Annotated in this window: 20 protein-coding genes; 12 read left to right on the forward strand and 8 right to left on the reverse strand. The window is 68.1% G+C overall.

The window, feature by feature from the left end; all coding sequences use genetic code 11:
- Positions 1 to 162 precede the first annotated feature (162 nt).
- The 7 genes from ileS (at position 163) to STHE_RS01680 (ending at position 6729) form a co-directional block, all read left to right on the forward strand.
- Complete coding sequence (gene ileS / locus STHE_RS01650) at positions 163 to 3345, forward strand: isoleucine--tRNA ligase (protein ID WP_012870824.1); 3183 nt, start codon at positions 163 to 165, stop codon at positions 3343 to 3345.
- Positions 3346 to 3554: 209 nt separating this feature from the next.
- Positions 3555 to 3914 carry a type II toxin-antitoxin system RelE/ParE family toxin gene (locus STHE_RS01655; protein WP_012870825.1) on the forward strand — a complete coding sequence of 120 codons (360 nt, stop codon included), beginning with the start codon at positions 3555 to 3557 and terminating at the stop codon, positions 3912 to 3914.
- Positions 3911 to 4303, forward strand: coding sequence for a helix-turn-helix domain-containing protein (locus tag STHE_RS17675; protein ID WP_012870826.1), 393 nt, complete (start codon positions 3911 to 3913; stop codon positions 4301 to 4303). Before STHE_RS01655 ends, STHE_RS17675 begins: the two co-directional genes overlap by 4 nt.
- 71 nt (positions 4304 to 4374) lie before the next feature.
- A complete protein-coding gene (locus tag STHE_RS01665) occupies positions 4375 to 5001 on the forward strand; it encodes a class I SAM-dependent methyltransferase (protein WP_169308169.1) in 627 nt (208 codons plus the stop codon).
- Between the two features lie 98 nt (positions 5002 to 5099).
- The gene (locus tag STHE_RS01670; protein ID WP_012870828.1) at positions 5100 to 5708 is read left to right on the forward strand and encodes a sulfite oxidase-like oxidoreductase; all 609 of its coding nucleotides are present in this window, start codon (positions 5100 to 5102) and stop codon (positions 5706 to 5708) included.
- Positions 5708 to 6454 carry a ferredoxin reductase gene (locus STHE_RS01675; protein ID WP_012870829.1) on the forward strand — a complete coding sequence of 249 codons (747 nt, stop codon included), beginning with the start codon at positions 5708 to 5710 and terminating at the stop codon, positions 6452 to 6454. Before STHE_RS01670 ends, STHE_RS01675 begins: the two co-directional genes overlap by 1 nt.
- A gap of 2 nt (positions 6455 to 6456) precedes the next feature.
- Positions 6457 to 6729 carry a DUF6510 family protein gene (locus tag STHE_RS01680; protein ID WP_012870830.1) on the forward strand — a complete coding sequence of 91 codons (273 nt, stop codon included), beginning with the start codon at positions 6457 to 6459 and terminating at the stop codon, positions 6727 to 6729.
- Positions 6730 to 6748: 19 nt separating this feature from the next.
- On the opposite strand, the gene ffh is transcribed toward STHE_RS01680, so the two are convergent.
- The 3 genes from ffh to STHE_RS01695 all read right to left on the reverse strand — a co-directional run bounded on the left by ffh (position 6749) and on the right by STHE_RS01695 (position 9566).
- The gene (ffh, locus tag STHE_RS01685; RefSeq protein WP_012870831.1) at positions 6749 to 8263 is read right to left on the reverse strand and encodes a signal recognition particle protein; all 1515 of its coding nucleotides are present in this window, start codon (positions 8261 to 8263) and stop codon (positions 6749 to 6751) included.
- Between the two features lie 2 nt (positions 8264 to 8265).
- Positions 8266 to 9231 (reverse strand): signal recognition particle-docking protein FtsY, encoded by a 966-nt coding sequence (gene ftsY / locus STHE_RS01690; protein ID WP_012870832.1) that lies wholly within the window; start codon positions 9229 to 9231, stop codon positions 8266 to 8268.
- A 143-nt stretch (positions 9232 to 9374) separates the two neighbouring features.
- Positions 9375 to 9566, reverse strand: a complete 192-nt coding sequence (locus STHE_RS01695) for a hypothetical protein (RefSeq protein WP_012870833.1) — start codon at positions 9564 to 9566, stop codon at positions 9375 to 9377.
- A gap of 174 nt (positions 9567 to 9740) precedes the next feature.
- Here STHE_RS01695 and radC point away from each other — a divergent pair, with 174 nt between their 5' ends.
- A complete protein-coding gene (gene radC / locus STHE_RS01700; protein ID WP_012870834.1) occupies positions 9741 to 10463 on the forward strand; it encodes a RadC family protein in 723 nt (240 codons plus the stop codon).
- A gap of 39 nt (positions 10464 to 10502) precedes the next feature.
- Here radC and STHE_RS01705 read toward each other — a convergent pair whose 3' ends face one another.
- Together STHE_RS01705 and STHE_RS01710 are read right to left on the reverse strand one after the other, a co-directional pair.
- A complete protein-coding gene (locus tag STHE_RS01705) occupies positions 10503 to 10709 on the reverse strand; it encodes a hypothetical protein (protein WP_012870835.1) in 207 nt (68 codons plus the stop codon).
- Between the two features lie 98 nt (positions 10710 to 10807).
- Positions 10808 to 11224, reverse strand: a complete 417-nt coding sequence (locus STHE_RS01710) for a hypothetical protein (protein ID WP_012870836.1) — start codon at positions 11222 to 11224, stop codon at positions 10808 to 10810.
- 1165 nt (positions 11225 to 12389) lie between these two features.
- Between STHE_RS01710 and STHE_RS01715 the strand changes: the two genes are divergently transcribed.
- A complete protein-coding gene (locus STHE_RS01715) occupies positions 12390 to 13313 on the forward strand; it encodes an IS982 family transposase (protein WP_012870543.1) in 924 nt (307 codons plus the stop codon).
- A 243-nt stretch (positions 13314 to 13556) separates the two neighbouring features.
- Here the strand turns inward: STHE_RS01715 and STHE_RS01720 are convergent, their stop codons facing one another.
- From STHE_RS01720 to STHE_RS01730, 3 genes are all read right to left on the reverse strand, one after another.
- Positions 13557 to 14216, reverse strand: a complete 660-nt coding sequence (locus STHE_RS01720; protein WP_012870837.1) for a DsbA family oxidoreductase — start codon at positions 14214 to 14216, stop codon at positions 13557 to 13559.
- A gap of 3 nt (positions 14217 to 14219) precedes the next feature.
- Entirely contained in the window at positions 14220 to 14414 is a 195-nt protein-coding gene (locus STHE_RS01725; protein ID WP_012870838.1) for a hypothetical protein, read from the reverse strand.
- A gap of 61 nt (positions 14415 to 14475) precedes the next feature.
- Positions 14476 to 15000, reverse strand: a complete 525-nt coding sequence (locus tag STHE_RS01730) for a MarR family winged helix-turn-helix transcriptional regulator (protein ID WP_012870839.1) — start codon at positions 14998 to 15000, stop codon at positions 14476 to 14478.
- A gap of 89 nt (positions 15001 to 15089) precedes the next feature.
- Here STHE_RS01730 and STHE_RS01735 point away from each other — a divergent pair, with 89 nt between their 5' ends.
- From STHE_RS01735 to STHE_RS01745, 3 genes are all read left to right on the forward strand, one after another.
- Positions 15090 to 17363 carry an LLM class flavin-dependent oxidoreductase gene (locus tag STHE_RS01735; protein ID WP_012870840.1) on the forward strand — a complete coding sequence of 758 codons (2274 nt, stop codon included), beginning with the start codon at positions 15090 to 15092 and terminating at the stop codon, positions 17361 to 17363.
- A 33-nt stretch (positions 17364 to 17396) separates the two neighbouring features.
- Positions 17397 to 18335: an LLM class flavin-dependent oxidoreductase gene (locus tag STHE_RS01740; protein WP_012870841.1), complete on the forward strand. Its 939-nt coding sequence runs from the start codon at positions 17397 to 17399 to the stop codon at positions 18333 to 18335.
- A 107-nt stretch (positions 18336 to 18442) separates the two neighbouring features.
- On the forward strand, positions 18443 to 18862 hold the full coding sequence (locus STHE_RS01745) for an organic hydroperoxide resistance protein (RefSeq protein ID WP_012870842.1): 420 nt from the start codon (positions 18443 to 18445) through the stop codon (positions 18860 to 18862).
- Positions 18863 to 18901 lie beyond the last annotated feature (39 nt).

An 18901-nucleotide genomic window follows, 5' to 3' on the forward strand; every position in this document is an offset into this window, starting at 1 on the left:
TCGCTGAGTGGGCCCGCAGCGCGGGTCAACTGAGGTGGTACCGCGGGTGAACCCCGTCCTCAATTTGAGGACGGGGTTTGGTGTTTTGGCACCGTTGGATATTGCGAGTGACGCCGCGCCGGATGCGACCGACGGCGCGGAGAGAAAGCAGGAGGGTCGGCCGTGTTCAAGCCCGTTTCAACCAAGGTTGACTTTCCAGCCATGGAGCGGGAGACGCTGCGCTGGTGGTATGAGAGCGGCGTCGTTGAGAAGTACCTGAAGCGCAACGAAAAGTCCAAGAAGCGTTGGTCGTTCATCGACGGCCCCATCACCGCGAACAACCCGATGGGGGTGCACCACGCCTGGGGTCGAACTTATAAGGACTTGTACCAGCGCTTCCACACCATGCTAGGTGAGCGCCAGCGCTACCAGAACGGGTTCGACTGCCAGGGGCTGTGGGTCGAGGTCGAGGTCGAGAAGGAACTCGGGTTCACCTCCAAGCAGGACATCGAGGCTTACGGCATCGCGCGCTTCGTCGAGAAGTGCAAGGAGCGGGTCTGGAAGTACGCCGCGGTGCAGACCGAGCAGTCCAAGCGCCTCGGCTACTTCATGGACTGGGACAACTCCTACTACACGATGTCCGACGAGAACAACTACATGATCTGGCACTTCCTGAAGGTGTGCCACGAGCGCGGCTGGATCTACCGCGGCGCCGACGTGATGCCGTGGTGCCCCCGCTGCGCGACCGGCCTGTCCGAGATGGAGGTGAGCGAGGGTTACCAGGAGCGGACCCACACGAGCCTCTACGCCCGCTTCCCGCTGGAGGGTCGGGATCGAGAGTACCTGCTCGTCTGGACCACGACGCCCTGGACGCTCGCGGCGAACGTGGCCGCGGCTGTTCACCCGGACCTGACCTACCAGAAGGTCAAGCAGGGCGACGACATCTACTACGTGGCGCGCGAGGCGGTCCCGAACGCGATCCGGGGTGAGTACGAGGTCGTGGGCGAGGTCAAGGGAAGCGACATGCTCGGCTGGCGCTACCGTGGCCCGTTCGACGAGCTGCCCGCCGAGCAGGGGGTCGAGCACCGCGTCATCCCGTGGGACGCCGTTGACGCGGCTGAGGGTACCGGCATCGTCCACATCGCCCCCGGAGCCGGGCGTGAGGACTACCAGCTCGGCAAGGAGCACAACCTGGCGGTCGTCGCGCCGCTGGACGAGAACGGCGTCTACCTCGACGGCTTCGACTGGCTCACCGGGATGCAGGTCGCGACCGTGGCCGAGCCGATCGTCGAGAACCTGCGCGAGAAGGGCCTGCTCTACCACGCCTACGCGCACACCCACCGCTACCCGACCTGCTGGCGCTGCGGCACCGACCTGGTCTTCCGCCTGGTCGAGGAGTGGTACATCGCCGTCGACCCGTGGCGTGAGCAGATCATGGAGGTCGCCAAGACGGTCCGCTGGATCCCCGAGTTCGGCCTGGAGCGCGAGCTGGACTGGCTCCGCAACATGGACGACTGGATGATCTCCAAGAAGCGGTACTGGGGTCTGGCTCTCCCGATCTGGACGTGCGACGCCTGCGGCTGGTTCGACGTCATCGGCAGCGAGACCGAGCTGAAGGAGCGGGCCGTCGCCGGCTGGCAGGAGTTCGAGGGGCATACCCCGCACCGGCCGTGGATCGACGCGGTGAAGATCCGCTGCGAACAGTGCGGCGAGATCGCCTCGCGCATCCCCGACGTCGGCAACCCGTGGCTCGACGCCGGCATCGTGCCGTTCTCGACGCTGCGCTACCGGCATGACCGCGAGTACTGGCGCGAGTGGTTCCCGGCCGACTTCATCACCGAGTCGTTCCCGGGCCAGTTCCGCAACTGGTTCTACTCGCTGCTGGCGCAGAGCACGGTGCTCGTTGGGCAGGCACCGTTCCGGACGGTGCTCGGCTTCGCCACGCTCCGCGACGAGCGCGGCGAGGAGATGCACAAGAGCAAGGGCAACGCCATCTGGTTCGATGACGCCGCGGAGCGGATGGGCGCCGACGTCATGCGTTGGCTCTATCTGAAGCACAACCCGGCGCAGAACCTCAACTTCGGCTTCTCGCTCGGCGACGAGGCGCGGCGGCAGTTCATCCTGCCGCTTTGGAACTCCTACGCCTTCTTCGCCAACTACGCCGCGCTCGACGGCTTCAACCCGGCCGAGCACGACGTGCCGCTGGCTGAGCGGACCCTGCTCGACCGCTGGATCCTCTCCCGGCTGCAGGAGGTGGTGCGGGTAGTCCGCGACCGCCTGAGCGACTACGACTCGCTCAACGCGGCGCGCGCCATCGAGGAGTTCGTCGTCGAGGACCTGTCGAACTGGTACATCCGGCGGAACCGGCGCCGCTTCTGGAAGACGGAGAGCGACCGGGACAAGGCGGCCGCCTACCTGACGCTGCACGAGGTGCTGGTCACGGTCACCAAGCTGCTCGCGCCCTTCCTTCCGTTCATGACCGAGGTGATGTATCGCAACCTGGTCCTGAGCGTGGATCCGTCGGCGCCGGAGTCGGTCCACCTGACCGACTTCCCTGAGGTGGACGAGTCGAAGGTCGATCCGGACCTCGACCGCGACATGGCGGCGCTGCTGCACGTCGTCGGCCTCGGGCGGGCCGCCCGCGCCCGGGCGAACGTCAAGGTCCGCCAGCCGCTGCCGCGCGTGCTGGTCGGCTCGCGGCAGGACGGGGCGGTTGGTGCGATTGAGCGTCTGAAGGACCAGCTCCTCGACGAGCTGAACGTCAAGGAATTCGAGGTCGTCGCGAACCCGGACGAGTACGTTACCTACCGGGTGCGTCCGAACCTCGCGGTGCTCGGTCCGAAGTACGGCCCGAAGCTCGGCGCGATCCGGAAGGCGCTGGAAGCCGCCGACCCGGCGCGCATCGGCCAGCTCCAGCGCGCCGGGCGCCCGGTAACGCTCACGGTCGACGACGAGACGGTCGAGCTGACCCCCGACGAGCTGCTGGTCGAGGTCCAGGACCGGGAGGGCTACAGCGTCGCCGAGGACCGCGACTTCATGGTCGCGATTGACCTGACCATCACGCCGGAGCTGCGGCTCGAAGGGATGGCGCGCGACTTCGTCCGCGGTGTGCAGGACGCGCGCAAGAATGCGGGCCTGCAGATCGAGGACACCATCGAGACGGTCTACCAGGCGACCGGCGAGCTGGCTGAGGCCATCGAACGCTTTGCCGACTACATCAAGGGCGAGACGCTCTCGACCGACCTGCGGCCCGGTGACCCTGAGGCCGACGGCTTCCACCGCGAGGAGATCAAGGTGGGCAAGGAGCGTGTTGCCGTCGGCATCACTAAGGTCGGCCGCCTCGCCGGCGCGCGAGCGGAGGGGTGAAAAAAGCCAGCGGGAGTCGTGCGCAGGTTTCAGGAGAGGGAGTCCGGGGCGGGCTCCCTCTCCTCCTTTCATGTTTCAGTGTGTCCCCGAGATTTCAGCATTTCGCGGTATTCGCTATGATGGTGTCATGATGTCCACCTTAGTCGGGCAGGTAGGGAGCTTGTGGCTGCCCACGCGCGTGATACAATATAGATGTTGTAGGGAGCGAGATGGAGTTTCGGGTCCGCTTCTACGCCACGGCGACTGGCCATGTGCCGATGACCGAATGGCTGAACGAACTTCGGGACCAACAACCAACCCTTCACGCGCTCGTCCTTGCCGGGCTCGACAAGCTACGCAGCCGTAACCGTCACGGTCCACCACTGACGGCCTGCGTCGACCGGAAGAACAAGATCTACGAACTTCGCGTGGGGCACGCCAATATCGCGCGAGCGTTCTTCTTCTTCTTCCAGCATGGTGCAGAAATCATCGTTACGAACGGCTACGTCAAACAACGACAAACGCTTAACCAGAAGGAACTCGATCGAGCACGCCGATACAAGGCTGATTGGGAGAAGCGACATCAATGAGCGATTACAGGCAGATGAACGATGATTTGGACGCATACATCGCCACTCTGAATGAAGGTGAGCGTGCTGAGATTGCTGCTGCGTCGGAGGCGCTTGATATCGCGCACCTGCTGTATCACGCGCGGCTTCATCGCGGCCTAACACAGAAGGAAGCCGCAGCAAGATCCGGGCTACAGCAGCAAGCCATCAGCCGACTTGAGCGCGCGGCTACCAACATCACACTCGCGACGCTTCAGCGGTACCTCGGTGCGCTTGGCTACACTGTGGTCCTCTCTGTGCGGGACAAGAAATCGGGGCGAGTGGTTGCGGAAGGTTCTTCGTCACCTGTGGGGATGACGCATGTGGCGCCCACGAGGCGTCCTCCGACCCGGCAGCTGGCGACCCGATGATCGAACGCTTCATCACTCCCCTTGTTACCACTGATGTTCGCCTTCCCCGGAGTGGCCGATCTCTCCGCATCATGCACCCGGCGGATATTGACCCGCTGATCGACGCCGTGGCGGATGACCCGGAGCAGAACCTGCCCTACTGGGCGGAGCTCTGGCCGAGCGGGATCGCGCTGGCGGATGCGATTGCGTTGCGCCCGCAGACGGTCGCGGGATTCCGCGTGCTGGAGATCGGCTGCGGGCTGGGAGTGACGGCGATTGCCGCGCTCAACGCCGGGGCCGATCTTACCGTCACCGACTACGCGCCGGAGTCGCTGCTGCTCGCCTGTGCCAATTGCCTCGCCAACGCCGGACGTGAGCCGTCCACATTGCAGATGAACTGGCGCAAGCCGCCGGACGAGTTGTTTGACCTGGCCGGGGAGGGCTTCCCGGTGGTGCTTGCGGCGGACGTTCTCTATGAATCGCGCGATGTGCAGCCGCTCCTGGGGCTGCTCGGCCGGCTGGTCGCGCCTGGTGGGCTGCTCTGGCTGGCGGAGCCGCGGCGGCCGGTGGCGGCCCGCTTCATCGAGATCGCCTGCGCGCAGGACTGGGAACTGAGCGAATCAGACGGCGAGTGGGACGGCCCCTGGCCCGACCCCAACGACGCCGGGGTGCACGTCCGCGTGCATCGGCTGCGGCGAGTGCCTTCCCCGGGATCCTGACCCTCTTGCAAGTAACGCCACGACCTCCGACACGCGGCACAGGCTGTGCGGTCGCTGGCTCGACGTAATCCGAACGCGACAGCCGAGAGGTGGGGGTTGTGAGCTTCATTTCCCGTGGCTTCAAGGGGCGACGGCGGACCGAGGGTGTCGCGGGGCGGCTGCCGCCGGGGCAGTACGTGGTGGATGGGTTCCCCGTCCTCTCGGCGGGACCCACGCCACGCACGCCGCTCGACCGCTGGGACTTCTCGGTCGTCGGCCAGGTGGATCAGGCCCGGCGCTGGACCTGGGCGGAATTCCTCCAGCTCCCGGCCGAGGAGATCACCCGTGACATCCATTGCGTCACCAAGTGGAGCAAGCTGGACACGACCTGGAAGGGCGTGTCGGTCGACACGCTGCTGGCCGGGGTGGAGACGAGCGCCGACTACGTGCTGGCGTTCTGCGATGGGGGCTACACGACCAACTTGCCGCTGGAGGACGTGACCGGCGGCAAGGCGTGGATCGCCTACGAGTACGAGGGACAGCCGCTGGAGCCGGAGCACGGCGGTCCGGCGCGGCTGCTGGTGCCACACCTCTACTTCTGGAAGAGCGCGAAGTGGGTACGGGGGCTGGAGTTGCTGCCGGAGGACCAGCCCGGCTTCTGGGAGTCGCTTGGCTACCACATGTACGGCGATCCCTGGCGGGAGCAGCGATACTGGGGTGATGAGTGATGGTGGCCACGCGACCGCGACTCACCTGGCGCGTCGTGACCGTCCGGGAGATCGTGCCGGAGACGGCGCGGGTTGTGAGCCTGGTGCTCGACGTCCCGGATTGGGAGGGGCACTGCGCCGGGCAGCACATCGACGTGCGCCTGACCGCCGAAGACGGGTACCAGGCGCAGCGCAGCTACTCTATCGCCTCGGCCCCCGAAGAGCCGTGGATCACGATCACCGTCGAGCGGCTGGAGGACGGTGAGGTATCGCCCTACCTTGCCGATGAGTTGCGCCCCGGCGACCTGCTGGAGCTTCGCGGGCCGATCGGCGGCTGGTTCACCTGGCACACACGGGAGGGTGGGCCGCTGCTGCTGGTCGCGGGCGGGTCCGGGATTGCGCCACTGATGGCGATGCTGCGGCACCGCGCGGCGCACCGGAGCCCGGTGCCGGTCCGGCTCCTGTACTCGTCGCGCTCCGCCGACGACATCATCTACCGGGACGAGCTGGAGCGGTTGGCGGCGGACGACCCCGACCTGGCGGTGATCCACACGCTGACGCGCGCACAGCCGAAGGGCTGGACCGGCTACCGGCGGCGGATCGACCGGGAGATGCTGAACGAGGTCGCCTGGGCGCCGGAGGAGCGGCCGCGGGCGTTCGTCTGCGGGCCGACGCCGCTGGTCGAGGCGGTGGCGACGTTGCTGGTGGATCTGGGGTACGACCCGGCGTCGGTCAAGACCGAGCGCTTCGGGCCGACGGGAGGGTGAGCATGAGCGCCGAGACGCTGCGGCTCGACGGCAACGCGGCGGCCGGGCTGCTGGGGCAGCTTTTCGCCTTCGACGTCACCATGGCGCGCAGCACCTGCGCCGGCTGCGGGCAGATCTCGCCGCTCGGGGCGCTGCTCCTGTACGGCGGGGAGATGGGGGCGGTGCTCCGCTGCCCGGCGTGCGAGTCGGTCCAGATGCGCGTTGTCCAGGTTCGCGCGGGCTACGTCATGGAGATGCAGGGCGTGGTCCACCTGGAGGTCCCGGCGGTCGGGTGAGAAACGGCGAGGCGGCGGGTTAGCGCCGCCGCCCCTTGGACTTCTTTTTCTTGCTCTTGCCCTTCTTGGGCGAGTTGGTTGCCTTGCGCGGTACCGGCCCACCGAGGGCGGGGTTGCCCATCCCGGGCGGGAAGGCGCCCTGCTGCATCAGCGCCTCCAGGTCGGCGTCTCCCAAGCCGGCCAGCGCCTGGCGGCTGCGCATCAGCCCGCGCAGCCCGCGCCGGCCGCCCGTGCCGCCGGCCAGCTCCCCGAACTGGGCCATCATCTTCTGCATCTGCTTGAACTGGTTGACGAGCTGGTTGACCTGGGCCACCGAGGTGCCGCTGCCGGCCGCGATGCGCTTGCGGCGGCTCGGCTTCAGGATGTCCGGGTTGCGGCGCTCCTCGGGCGTCATCGAGAAGATCATGGCCTCGATGTGCTTGAACTCGTCGTCGCTGATCTGCACCTGCTGCTGGCGCAGTGCCTGCCCGATACCGGGAATCATCTCGAGGAGTTGCGTCAGCGGCCCCATCCGCTTGATCTGCTGGAGCTGGTTCAGGAAGTCCTCGAAGTTGAACTGGCCGGCGAGCACCTTCTCTTCGAGTGCGCGGCTCTCCTCTTCGGTGATCTCCGCCTGGGCGCGCTCGATCAGCGTCAGGACGTCGCCCATGCCGAGGATGCGCGAGGCCAGCCGGTCAGGGTAGAACGGCTCGACCGCGTCGATGCGCTCGCCGGTGCCGATGTACTTGATCGGCACACCGACGACCGAGCGAATGGAGAGCGCGGCGCCGCCGCGGGCGTCGCCGTCCATCTTGGTCAGGACCAACCCGGTCAGCGCCAGTCGCCGGTGGAACTCCTGGGCGACGTTGACCGCCTCCTGACCGGTCATAGCGTCGGCCACCAGGAGGATTTCATGCGGCTTGACCGCCTCGGCGATCCGCTCGACCTCCTGCATCATCGGCTCGTCGATCTGCAGCCGGCCGGCGGTGTCGATCAGGACGACCGTGTACCCACGGTCCCTGGCCAGCTTGACCGCGTTCTTGGCGATGTCGACGGGGTTGGCCTTGGTGCCCTCGCTGTAGACCGGCACGTCGATCTGCCCGCCGAGGGTCTGGAGCTGGTCGATGGCGGCCGGGCGGTAGACGTCGGCGGCGACCATGAGGGGCCGGCGCCCCTCCTTCTTGAGGAGGTTGGCGATCTTGGCGACGTGGGTCGTCTTCCCGGAACCCTGGAGGCCGACCACCATCACGATGGTCGGCGGCACCTGGGCCAGTTGCAGCGGCACGCGCTCCTCGCCCAGGATCTTGATCAATTCATCCCGCACGATGGAGATGACCTGCTGGGCGGGGGTCAGCGCCTTCAGAACCTCCTCGCCGACGGCGCGCTCGCGCACGGCACTGACGAAGTCCCGGACGACCTTGTAGTTGACGTCCGCCTCCAGGAGCGCGCGGCGGACCTCGCGCATGGCCTCGTCGACGTCCTGCTCGGTGAGGCGGCCCTTGTTGCCGATGCGCTGGAAGACCGCGGTCAACCGGTCGCTAAGTGTCTCGAACATGACTAGAGTTCCTCCTCCTCACCGAAGAAGAGGGCGTCGACGTAGGTGACCGGGTTGAACTCGGCCAGGGCCGTCACCTGCTCCCCGGTGCCGACGTAGCTGATGGGCGTGCCCAGCTCCCGGGCGATGGCGAAGGCGATGCCGCCGCGGGCGGTGCCGTCGAGCTTGGCGATGGCGATGTCGGTGATCTCGACCGCCTCGGCGAACTTCTTGGCCTGCACCAGGCCGTTCTGTCCGGTGGTGGCGTCGATCACCAGCAGCACCTCCTGCGGCGCCTCCGCCACATGCCGCTGCATCACCTTGCGGATCTTCTTCAGCTCCTCCATGAGGTTGTACTTGGTGTGCAGCCGGCCGGCGGTGTCGACGAGCAGGATGTCGGCGTTCCGGTTGTAGGCGGCCTGCATGCCGTCGAAGACGACCGCGCCGGGGTCGGCCCCCGGGTCGTGGGCGATCACCGGGACCTTCAGCCGCTCGCCCCAGACCTTGAGCTGGTCGATCGCGGCGGCGCGGAAGGTGTCCCCGGCCACGAGCATGACGTTGCGTCCCTGGTCCTGGTGGTACTTCGCCAGCTTCGCGATCGTCGTCGTCTTCCCCGTACCGTTGACGCCGACCACCAGGATGACGAAGGGAACCCCGCGCTGGTAGATCTTGATCTTGCGGTTGCGCGTGGCGTTCTCCAGCAGCGCGATCATCTCCGTCCGCAGCGCCTCGCGGGCGTCGGCCGGCTGCTTGATCCGCTCGCGGTCGATCCGATCGCGCAGGTTATCGAGCAACTCCAGGGTTGTTTCCACGCCGAGGTCGGCCTGGATCAGGAGCGCCTCGAGGTCCTCGAACAGGTCCTCGGTGATCTCGCTCCGCTCGAACAGGTTTGCGATGTCCTTGAAGATGCCGCGGCGCGTCTTCTTAAGACCAGCTTCGATCTTTGGCTCTGGCTCGGCGCGCCGGCGAAATAGCCTGCTAAATACCACGAATCGGCCCTCGCTGTCGGTGGGATTCTCTGTGTCTTAGTGCGTAAAGCCGCGCCGTAAACCTCCGGCGCGGCGCAAGACAAGTATACCATTGATAGGCGACCTGCTCGTGCCGCCTGGGAAGCGGGCGAGGAGCTAGCGCTTCAGCCCCTGGAAAATCCCCCACCAGAAGCTACCCAGAAGGCGTCGCGCCTGCGGACGCGGACCTCGACGTGGGTATCGCGCCGAGCCGTGGCCTGGACGCTGCGCAGCTCTTCGCGCAATTGCTGGATCTCAGCCTGCTGCGCCTGCATCTGCCGCTCCAGTTGATTGATCCGCTTGCGTCTGCCAAACATCGCTTGCCTCCTCGACAGCGGTGAGCACGGCGCGGCCAGCGGATGCGCAGGTCCATGGGGTTGCCGTTCACTGAATCAGCGTAGCAGAACGCGATCCGACGGGCGAGGACTTGATCATGTCGGCGACATCAGCGATAGTGTCGGTGTCGACTGGAGACAAGACCAGGACGTGCCATGGGTGCTGATTCGCGGGCAACCTACCACCTGACCATGCGCGAGATGCCGGCCGATGAGCGCCCGCGCGAGAAGTTGCGCCTGCGCGGCGCTGCCGCGCTCACCAACGCCGAGCTGCTGGCGATCATCCTGAACACCGGTGTGCGCGGCGCGACGGTGCTCGACGTTGCGACCCGCCTGCTGGTCGAGCACGACGGGCTGCCGGGGCTTGCGCGCCTCGACTTCGAGGATCTCCGCAGGTCGCACGGCATCGGCGAGGCCAAGGCCGCCAAGCTGAAGGCTGCACTTGAGCTGGGGCGACGCCTCACCGTCGCCCAGCCGGAGGATCGCCCGCGTGTGCAGACTCCGGAGGACATCTACGCCGTGGCCGGCAGCGACATGGGCGCGCTCGACCAGGAACAGCTCCGGGTGGTCGTGCTCGACACCAAGAACCGCGTGCTGCGCACGGTGACGCTCTACCAGGGGAGCGTCAACAGCGCCCAAGTGCGCGTCGCCGAGGTTTTCCGCGACGCCGTGCGCCTGAACGCCCCCGCCATCGCGATCCTGCACAACCACCCGTCGGGCGACCCGACCCCGTCCGCCGCCGATGTCGCGCTCACCGCTCAACTGGTCCAGGCCGCACAGTTACTCGGCATCGACCTCCTCGACCACCTCATCGTCGGCCACAACCAGTTCCGCTCCCTGCGGCGGATGGGGCTGGGGTTTCCGGCGCAACGCGGGTGACAGCGCGACATCGCTGACCTGAGGCCGATCGGCGCCGCCTTACGCCGGGGCGCGGCGGCTGGTGCCGCCGAGGGCGCCGAGGAGTGGAGAGCCTGCGCCGACGAGGAATCCGAAGTCGTACCAGTTGCCCGCACGTGCCACGTCGTAGAAGGGATATTGCTCCCAGCCGCCGAAGATGTGGACGATCAGGACAACCCAGGCCGTCAGGCCGTTCCAGAACCCCCACAGCAGGTCAGCCCACCACACGATGGCGTGCTCCTTCCGATCGGCCTCACGGCCCGTCTGAGCGCTCGTTGTCGCTCATTGCCAGCACCATACCATCGCCGGCCGCGGTCCGGGCGGGCTCAACTGGCGGTTGCGGGCAACCGATCGGTTGCGGCCCTCCAGAGCAGGAAGAGGTTCAGGGCGATCGGCAGGAGCTTGGTCGGACTGATGAAGGCTACCAGCAGGAAGAGCGACAGGATGGCTCCCGCGATCGTCAGCGGGCGCCACCAGGCGAGGGGCACCCAGAGCCCGGCCACGGCCAGGGCCGCGAGGAGGAACGCGAGTGCTGAGGTGACAGCCAGCCAGAACCCGGTGAGCGGGGAGGCGGACTTGGTCACGGTGCCCAGCGGCCCACGGTTGCCCACGGCCCAGGGCCAGACCCACCGCAGCAGGCCGCCGAACGCTCCCTGGCTTGTCTCGTCGAGCGGGACGAGGTACGACGCGGCGAAGTGGGCGTGGAGCAGCAACTGCGCGGTAAAGAGCCAGTGCGGCATCATGTCACCTCCTGGAAGTGGGATGGTTGCTCCCCGGCAGTCGCTCTCGGTCCGCATCCTCCCGCGCCGGGCATTGCGGTCCGGGTGTTGGGCACTAGCATAGTCCGCCGCGGTCGACGCGTCGCGGTCATGGGACGGTGTATGGGTGTCATTCGTGTCAGCCAGCCGGTGTTCGACGCGGGAGAGCCGGTTGACGCGCGCCGTGATGGACTTTGACGAATCACATGAAGTCGGCGCGAGCGGCTGCCGACCGTCTCCGCGATGGGTGGTGAAGGAATCCCGTGCGGTAGTCGGTGCCCGGGGCTCAAGCCGCCGGGCTGACAAGGAAAGCCGGCTGATGGAGTTTGACGAATTATTCTCGTCTTCCCGCCACCCGTTCCGGCACGGCTGTCAGCCTGAGCGGAGCCGGCCGGCGCGGAGCGCCGGGCGGCGGAGCGAACGATCTCGCGTCGGACCGGCCACGCAGCGGGGAGATCCTTCGCTGCGCCGGGGCCGGCTGGCCGCCGCCCCCGGCGCCGCTCAGGATGACAACGCGGGGGCGCGGACGGCTGTCGCATTTACCGGATTAATTCGTCAAAGTTCATAAGCCGGCTGGAACCCTTCAGGACATCGCTCCCGGTGATCCGGTCGCCAACGCCCAGGCACGTGCCCGGGGCTCAAGCCGCCGGGCTCACAACAGAAGCCGGCTGAAGCCGGCTGGAGAACGATTTGGAGTGCGGCGGCCCGAGCCGCCGCTTTGGTATGCGGCGGGATGTGGCGCGTGCTTGCGGATGGGTGGCGTGAAGGATCTCACGCCGTGGCGCGTGCCCGGGGCTCAAGCCGCCGGGCTGACAAAGCGAAGCCGGCTAAAGCCGGCTGGGGCGAACCTGGGTGTACCCCATGGTGTTACGGTGCGCGCCGCTCGACCCGTGCCCGGGGCTAAAGCCGCCGGGCTGAAGAGGGGTAAGCCCACTGAAGGGGCTGTGCTGCCCACACCCCGGCGTGCCCGGTTCGGTCACCGATCGGACCCAGCGTCCTCAGCCGGCTTCAGCCGGCTTTCGTGGTCAGCCCGGCGGCTTTAACGCTTGGTGTGAGTTAGCCGGGGCATGCTGTGCCCTCTTGACACAGGAAGGTGCCCACTTCCATACGGGAGATAGCTCGTATCCGTCTCCCACGAAAGGAGCACCCGATGGATGTGGACACCTTCCTGATTACAGTCTATGTCCTGGTCGACACCTTCTGCCAGACCCACCTGCCCCCGGAGCCCCACCGCCCCGGCCCCGCGCCGGCCCTGAGCCGCAGCGAGGTCTTGACCCTGGCCATCTTCGGGCAGTGGATGAGGTTCTCCAGTGAGCAGGACTTCTACCGCTACGCCGAGCGCCACCTGCGCCCCTACTTCCCGACCCTGCCCCACCGCAGCCAATACAACCGGCTGCTGCGGCGGCATCAGGTCGCCCTGGCCCAGTTCGCCCTCTACCTGGCAGACCAACTTGGCCGGGGGCCAGTGGCGGTGGATGTGCTCGATGTGGCGCCGGCTCCGGTGCGCAACGCCAAGCGCCGCGGGCGGGGCTGGCTGGCCGGCGAGGCCAACATCGGCTTCAGCTTGCGCCTGGGCTGGTTTGCCGGCTTCCGCGTGCTGACCGCCGTCAGCCTGGAGGGGGCGATCACCGGCTGGGGCGTGGCCCCGGCCAGCACCAATGAGCGGTCCCTCGCCGAGACCCTGATTGCCTGTCGGGCCCACCCCGATCCCCGCCTGCCCAGTGTCGGCACGCCGGTGGCGACCTATCTGGCCGACAGTGGCTTTGCCGGCGAGGACTACAAGGCGCACCTGGCGGCCACCTATGGCGTGACGCTGGTGGCCACCCCGCAGCGGGGCAGTCGGCGGCGCTGGCCCAAGGCGGTCCGCCGCTGGGTGGCCCGCCATCGCCAGATCGTGGAGACGGTCGTTGGACGACTGCTGCACACCTTCGGCCTCGAGCGGGAGCGCCCGCACACCCTGGCGGGCTTCCAGGCGCGACTGGCGGCCAAGGTGGCGCTGCACAACCTCTGTTGCTGGCTGAATCGGCAGCAGGGGCGGCCGCTGCTGGCCGTGGCGAACCTGATCACCTGGTAGCCACGGCGCCCTAACTCACACCAAGCGTTTTAGCCCCGGGCACGGGCCGAGCGCGTACATCCATGGAATTCGTCAAACGCCATCTCTACTCCCCGGGCACATGCCACGGCTAAAGTACCCTCTCACCACCCGGCCGACTCATTGTCTCGTTGCATCTGGGTTTGTTCGGGTAGGGAGAACCCAGCCCGGCGATGGGGGGCTGCGTCCAGCCCGTCGATCCGGGCTGGACGCGTCGTGCTCCGGTTATCGACTGGAGGAGGACTCTTGAGTTGCGGCCTCGTGGGCCATGGCGAGGGCGCGCTCGAAGACCTCTGTGGGCTGCGCGCCGGAGATGCCGAAGCGGCGGTCGATCACGAAGAACGGCACGCCGTTGCCGCCCAGGGCGCGGAGCTCTGCGCTGTCTGCCTCGACCTCGGCTGCGAAGTCGTCGCTCTCGAGCACCCGGCGTGCTTCGGCCTCGGGCACACCCACCTCGGCAGCCAGCCGGACGAGGGTGTCCGGGTCGTCGAGCACCTCACCCTCGACCAGTTGCGCGCGGAGGAAGCGCTCGTGCAGCTCGGCGTTGAGGTCGTACGCCTTGGCCAGATGGGTCAGGCGGTGGGCGTCGAAGGTGTTGACGACGTTGTAGCGGTCGAAGTCGTATTCCAGCCCCTCCTCAGCGGCGATGGCCTTCACCCGGGCGTTCATGGCGCGGACCTGCTCGACGGTGGCGCCCATCTTGGCGGCGAGCGACTCTTCCAGCGGCACGCGTGCCCCCTTGGGGTGGTCGGGGTTCAGTTGGAAGCTGCGCCACACGACCTCGACCTCGTCGGCGTGGGGGAAGCCGGCGAGTGCCCGCTCGAAGCGGCGCTTGCCGATGTAGCACCAGGGGCACACGATGTCGGACCAGATCTCAACCCGCATTGCTCAGTCGTCCTTTACCGGTAGGGTGCAGGCGTCGCCGGTGCAAACGCCCGCGTCGTCGGTGGTGATCATCACGAGGCCCGGCGCGGCCGGGGGCGTGGTCGTCTCATTGTTTTCGTTCGCGGCCGTCCCGGCCGGCTGTGGCGAGCGCTGCTCACCGGTCACCGGGCCGGCGTGCTCGGCCGGTTGCTGGTTCATCTCTGCCTCCTCACGATGTCGCATGACCGCGTCGCGTCCCGTCGGCGGGGCCGTGCTCCGGTCAGGCTCCTTCGTCAGTCTCGAAGGCCTCTGCGTAGGCCGCCTGGCAGTCCGGGTCCTCCTCGGCCGCCCGGGCGAGCCGATCTGCGAGCAGCGTCGTCGCCTCGTTTAGGCGGGCCATGTGCTCCGGCCCTAGGGTATCGAAGACGATCGCCTGCAGCGACTCTTCCCGCACCTGCCGCGCACGCTGCGCGGCCTCGCGTCCGGCGTCGGTGAGGATGACGTCCGCGCCCCGCGCGTCCTCGGCACAGGCCTGCCGGTCAATCAGGCCGCGGGCGACCATGCGCCGGAGCTGGTGCGACAGCCGGCTCTTTTCCCACTGCAGTGTCCAGCGCAACTCCCGCGCGCGGGCACGCTGGCCGGGCGCGTCGAGCAGGGCGTCCAGGACCTGGTAGTCGGCTTCCGACAGCCCGGTGGCTCGGGTGAGCTGGCGCGCCAGGTAGCTCATCAGGTGCGCGTAGACGAGGCTGTGGCGGCGCCATATCTCCATGTTTGACAGCGGTCGCGACGATGCCTCGGTATTCATGGCGCTGATTCTACCCCTCCAATGGTTGACATGTCAACATTTGCGGGAGTATAGTTGGCCGGTCGACCAGGAGCCGTCGGAGGAGCGTCATGGCGAACTACGGTCACGAGTTACAATTCGGCGTCTTCATCACCCCACAAAGCCAGGATCCGGAGGCGGTGGTGGAGCTTGCCCGGCTCGCCGAGCGGGTGGGGCTGGATCTGGTGACCTTCCAGGATCATCCCTACCAGCCGCGGTTTCTTGACGCCTGGACGCTGCTGAGCTGGGTTGCGGGCCAGACCGAGCGTATCCACCTGGCGCCCAACGTGGCCAACCTGCCGCTGCGCTCTCCGGCGGTGCTCGCACGCGCAGCGGCGAGCCTGGACCTGCTCTCCGGCGGTCGCCTGGCACTGGGCCTGGGCGCGGGGGCGTTCTGGGACGCCATTGCGGCGATGGGTGGGCGGCGGCTCAGCCCGGGCGAGGCGGTGGATGCGCTCGACGAGGCGATCGATGTCATCCGCGCGATCTGGGACACCACCGCCGCCCGCTCCCTACGGTTCGCGGGCGAGCACTACCGGCTGGAGGGCGCGCGACCCGGGCCGGTGCCCGCGCACGATATCCCGATCTGGATCGGCGGGTACAAGCCGCGGATGCTGCGGCTGATCGGCCGGAAGGCGGACGGCTGGCTTCCATCGCTGGGGTACATCCAGCTGGGCGACATCGCCGCCGGGAACCGGATCATCGACGAGGCGGCCCGCGCGGCCGGGCGGGACCCGCGAGAGATCCGCAGGCTGGTCAATGTCTCCGGACGCTTCTCATCGTCGCGCGGCGGCTTCCTCAACGGGCCGAGCGAGCAGTGGGTCGAAGACCTCTTGCCGCTGGTGGTGGAAGACGGGATCGGCACCATCATCCTCGCGTCCGACGACCCGGAGACGATCGAGCGGTTTGCGACCGAGGTGGCCCCGGCCCTGCGCGCCGAGGCGGAGCGGGCGTTCCCGGAGGGGCACTTCGGCGTCCGAATCCGCCGTGCCGCGGCACGCGCCCGACGCCACCCGGGGATCGACTACGATGCCGTCCCGCCGTCGTTAGTCGACGTAGCGATCGAGCCGGGAGACACGGAGTACGCGCGTGTCCGGTCGACGTACATGCGCGGTGGCTCGCCCGGCATTGTGCTCCCGGTGAGCAGCGTCGAGCAGGTGATCGACGCGCTCGCCTTTGCGCGTGCCCACCCGCACGTGCCGCTCTCGATCCGGAGCGGCGGGCACGGGATCAGCGGCCGGTCGACCAATGACGGCGGCATCGTCATCGACCTGGGCCGGATGAACCGCATCGAGGTGCTGGACCCGGTGGCGCGCCGCGTCCGGCTCGGGCCGGGCGCCCGCTGGGGCGATGTCGCCGCGGCCCTGGCTCCCTACGGGTTGGCGCTCAGCTCCGGTGACTACGGCGGTGTCGGCGTCGGTGGGCTGGCGACGGCCGGCGGTATCGGCTGGCTCTCCCGCCTGCACGGGTTGACCATCGACCACCTGCGGGCGGTGGAGATGGTCCTCGCCGATGGGTCGGTCGTGCGCGCCAGCGAGGACGAGAACCCGGACCTGTTCTGGGCGGTGCGGGGCGCCGGGGCCAACTTCGGCATCGTGACGTCGTTCGAGTTCGAGGCCGACGCGGTGGGTAATGTCGGCTGGGCACAGTTCGTCTTCGACGCCAGCGATACGGCCGGGTTCCTGGAACGGTGGGGTGCGGCGGTCGAATCAGCGCCGCGCGATCTGACGAGCTTCCTGGTCATGGGCCGCCCGCGCCGGGGGCAGCCGCTGGTGGCGCAGGTGATGGCCGTGGTCGCCTCTGACCAGCCGGAGACGATCGTCGACCGCTTGCAGCCGCTCGCCACCGTCGCGCCGCTCTACGACCAGTACGCCGTGATCACACCGTACGCGAGCATCATGGCCAACGCGCAGGGTGGCTACCACGACGGGCAGGGTGAGCCGGTCGGGCGATCGGGGCTCATCGAGCACATCACGCCCGAGTTCGCCGCCGCGGCGGAGCGACTCATCCGCAGCGGGGCGGTGTATTTCTTTCAGATCCGGTCCGTCGGCGGCGCGGTGGCGGATGTCGACCCCGACGCCACGGCCTACGCCCACCGCTCGGCCAACTTCCACGTGACCGCGTTCGGCTCTAACCGAGCCCGTGTCGATGCCGAGTGGGATGCGCTGCACCACCACTTCACCGGGATCTACCTCAACTTTGAGACTGACCCGCGCCCGGAGCGGATCGCCGACGCGTTCCCGCCGCGGACGCTCCAGCGCCTGCGCGAGTTGAAGGCCCGCTACGACCCGGACAACGTCTTCCGCGACAACTTCAACATCGCGCCGGGTGTGCTCGCCCGCTGATCCGGCACATCGAACCAGCATCGAGGAGGCGCCATGACCGACTACGGACACGAACTGCTCTTCGGGACTTTCATCACACCGGTGGCGCAGCCGGTGATGCACGCGGTGGATCTGGCCCTTGTGTCGGAGCGCGCCGGGCTCGATTTGGTGACGTTTCAGGACCACCCCTACCAGCCGGCCTTCCACGACACCTGGACGCTGCTCTCCTTCGTGGCGTCTCGGACAGAGCGTATCCGCGTCGCCGGGAACGTGCTCAACCTGCCGCTGCGGCAGCCTGCCGTCCTCGCCCGCGCGGCCGCCAGCCTGGACCGGCTGAGCGGCGGCCGCTTCGAACTGGGTCTCGGGGCGGGTGGGTTTTGGGGGCCCATCGCTGCCATGGGCGGGCCCCGCCGGACGCCCGGCCAGGCGGTCGAGGCCCTGGAGGAGGCGATCCAGATCATCCGCGAGCTGTGGGCGGCCGATCAGCGCCGCGGGGTGTACTTCGACGGCACGTACTATCAGGTCAAGGGCGCCAAGCGGGGCCCCGCGCCCGCGCACGACATCGAGATCTGGATCGGTGCCTACAAGCCGCGGATGCTGCGCCTCGTCGGTCGCCGCGCGGACGGCTGGATCCCGACGCTCGGCTACCTGGAGGGCGGGGTGGCCGACCTGGAGGAGATGAACACGTACATCGACGAGGGCGCAGCCCAGGCGGGGCGTGACCCCCGAGCGGTCCGACGGTTCCTGAACATCGGGGGCCGGTTCGCGCCCACGGGTCGCGGCCTGTTCGACGGGCCACCGGAGGCATGGGCGGAGCAGATCGCGGCGATCGCTCTGTCGTACGGCATCAGTGGTTTCATCCTGGCGGCGGACGACGCGGCGACGATCGAGATCTTCGCGTCCGAGGTCGCGCCGGCGGCTCGGGCGCTCGTCGCCGCCGAGCGGGGGCGGGCGGGCGTCGCCAGCGACCCCGGCGGGCAGCCGGTGCACTAGGCGGGGAGGTCACGGCCAGGGTTCCGCTGCCGCATGGCCGCTGCTACGATGGGGAGGACATCCCAGGAACGACGGCAAGAGATCGGTTGGAGACAGAGGGAGGACGTATGGCAAAGATCACTCCACGCTATTCGACGACCGTCACCGTGACCGGCGGGCGCGAGGGCCACGCCGTCAGCGACGACGGTGTGCTGGATGTCCAGCTCCGGCGCCCGAAGACGGACGGCCCCAATGAGGGGACCAATCCGGAGCAGCTCTTCGCCGCCGCGTGGGGCGCCTGCTTCCAGGGCGCCTTGATGGCGGTCGGTCGTCAGTCCGACGTGGACGTGTCGGGCTCGACCGTGAAGGTGGAAGTGGCGCTGGGGGCCGATCCCGAGGGTGGGTTCGGCCTCGCGGCGAAGATCATGGTTGAAATCCCCGGTGTGGACCGTGAGAAGGCGCAGGAGTTGGTCAACGCGGCCCACGCCGCGTGCCCCTACTCCAAGGCAACCCGCGGCAACATTGATGTCGAGGTGCTTGTCGTCTAGCACCGGCCGGGGGCGTTGCCCCGCGCTCGGTGTCGGATG

Origin of the sequence: Sphaerobacter thermophilus DSM 20745, from assembly GCF_000024985.1 — a bacterium.
Classification (GTDB): Bacteria; Chloroflexota; Chloroflexia; order Thermomicrobiales; family Thermomicrobiaceae; genus Sphaerobacter; species Sphaerobacter thermophilus.